Genomic DNA, 2,500 nt, shown 5'->3' with positions numbered 1-2,500 from the left:
GAAAGGCGAAAAGAACCCCGGAGAGGGGAGTGAAATAGATCCTGAAACCGTATGCGTACAAGCAGTGGGAGCCCACTTTGTTGGGTGACTGCGTACCTTTTGTATAATGGGTCAGCGACTTATATTCAGTGGCAAGCTTAACCGAATAGGGGAGGCGTAGCGAAAGCGAGTCTTAATAGGGCGTTTAGTCGCTGGGTATAGACCCGAAACCGGGCGATCTATCCATGGGCAGGTTGAAGGTTAGGTAACACTGACTGGAGGACCGAACCGACTACCGTTGAAAAGTTAGCGGATGACCTGTGGATCGGAGTGAAAGGCTAATCAAGCTCGGAGATAGCTGGTTCTCCTCGAAAGCTATTTAGGTAGCGCCTCATGTATCACTGTAGGGGGTAGAGCACTGTTTCGGCTAGGGGGTCATCCCGACTTACCAAACCGATGCAAACTCCGAATACCTACAAGTGCCGAGCATGGGAGACACACGGCGGGTGCTAACGTCCGTCGTGAAAAGGGAAACAACCCAGACCGTCAGCTAAGGTCCCAAAGTCATGGTTAAGTGGGAAACGATGTGGGAAGGCTTAGACAGCTAGGAGGTTGGCTTAGAAGCAGCCACCCTTTAAAGAAAGCGTAATAGCTCACTAGTCGAGTCGGCCTGCGCGGAAGATGTAACGGGGCTCAAACCATGCACCGAAGCTACGGGTATCACCTTTTGGTGATGCGGTAGAGGAGCGTTCTGTAAGCCTGTGAAGGTGAGTTGAGAAGCTTGCTGGAGGTATCAGAAGTGCGAATGCTGACATGAGTAACGACAATGGGTGTGAAAAACACCCACGCCGAAAGACCAAGGTTTCCTGCGCAACGTTAATCGACGCAGGGTTAGTCGGTCCCTAAGGCGAGGCTGAAAAGCGTAGTCGATGGAAAACAGGTTAATATTCCTGTACTTCTGGTTATTGCGATGGAGGGACGGAGAAGGCTAGGCCAGCTTGGCGTTGGTTGTCCAAGTTTAAGGTGGTAGGCTGAGATCTTAGGTAAATCCGGGATCTTAAGGCCGAGAGCTGATGACGAGTGTTCTTTTAGAACACGAAGTGGTTGATGCCATGCTTCCAAGAAAAGCTTCTAAGCTTCAGGTAACCAGGAACCGTACCCCAAACCGACACAGGTGGTTGGGTAGAGAATACCAAGGCGCTTGAGAGAACTCGGGTGAAGGAACTAGGCAAAATGGCACCGTAACTTCGGGAGAAGGTGCGCCGGTGAGGGTGAAGGACTTGCTCCGTAAGCCCACGCCGGTCGAAGATACCAGGCCGCTGCGACTGTTTATTAAAAACACAGCACTCTGCAAACACGAAAGTGGACGTATAGGGTGTGACGCCTGCCCGGTGCCGGAAGGTTAATTGATGGGGTTAGCGCAAGCGAAGCTCTTGATCGAAGCCCCGGTAAACGGCGGCCGTAACTATAACGGTCCTAAGGTAGCGAAATTCCTTGTCGGGTAAGTTCCGACCTGCACGAATGGCGTAACGATGGCGGCGCTGTCTCCACCCGAGACTCAGTGAAATTGAAATCGCTGTGAAGATGCAGTGTATCCGCGGCTAGACGGAAAGACCCCGTGAACCTTTACTATAGCTTTGCACTGGACTTTGAATTTGCTTGTGTAGGATAGGTGGGAGGCTTTGAAGCGTGGACGCCAGTCTGCGTGGAGCCATCCTTGAAATACCACCCTGGCAACTTTGAGGTTCTAACTCAGGTCCGTTATCCGGATCGAGGACAGTGTATGGTGGGTAGTTTGACTGGGGCGGTCTCCTCCTAAAGAGTAACGGAGGAGTACGAAGGTGCGCTCAGACCGGTCGGAAATCGGTCGTAGAGTATAAAGGCAAAAGCGCGCTTGACTGCGAGACAGACACGTCGAGCAGGTACGAAAGTAGGTCTTAGTGATCCGGTGGTTCTGTATGGAAGGGCCATCGCTCAACGGATAAAAGGTACTCCGGGGATAACAGGCTGATACCGCCCAAGAGTTCATATCGACGGCGGTGTTTGGCACCTCGATGTCGGCTCATCACATCCTGGGGCTGAAGCCGGTCCCAAGGGTATGGCTGTTCGCCATTTAAAGTGGTACGCGAGCTGGGTTTAGAACGTCGTGAGACAGTTCGGTCCCTATCTGCCGTGGACGTTTGAGATTTGAGAGGGGCTGCTCCTAGTACGAGAGGACCGGAGTGGACGAACCTCTGGTGTTCCGGTTGTCACGCCAGTGGCATTGCCGGGTAGCTATGTTCGGAAAAGATAACCGCTGAAAGCATCTAAGCGGGAAACTTGCCTCAAGATGAGATCTCACTGGAACCTTGAGTTCCCTGAAGGGCCGTCGAAGACTACGACGTTGATAGGTGGGGTGTGTAAGTGCTGTGAGGCATTGAGCTAACCCATACTAATTGCCCGTGAGGCTTGACCATATAACACCCAAGCAATCTGCGAAGAGCGGATTGTGGTGTAGTGAAGATGACGAACCGAAAGTTTG

Annotated in this window: 1 rRNA gene (cut by a window edge); it reads left to right on the top strand. The window is 52.3% G+C overall.

The annotated features are described in order from the left end of the window. Positions 1-2,435, top strand: a 23S ribosomal RNA gene (locus tag ACODS3_RS26455) (it extends 459 nt beyond the left edge of the window). The last annotated feature ends 65 nt before the right edge of the window (positions 2,436-2,500 follow it).

This window comes from Pseudomonas sp. FG43, assembly GCF_057809175.1.
Note: the sequence above shows the minus strand (reverse complement) of the source record. Positions and strands in the feature narration are given on the sequence as shown.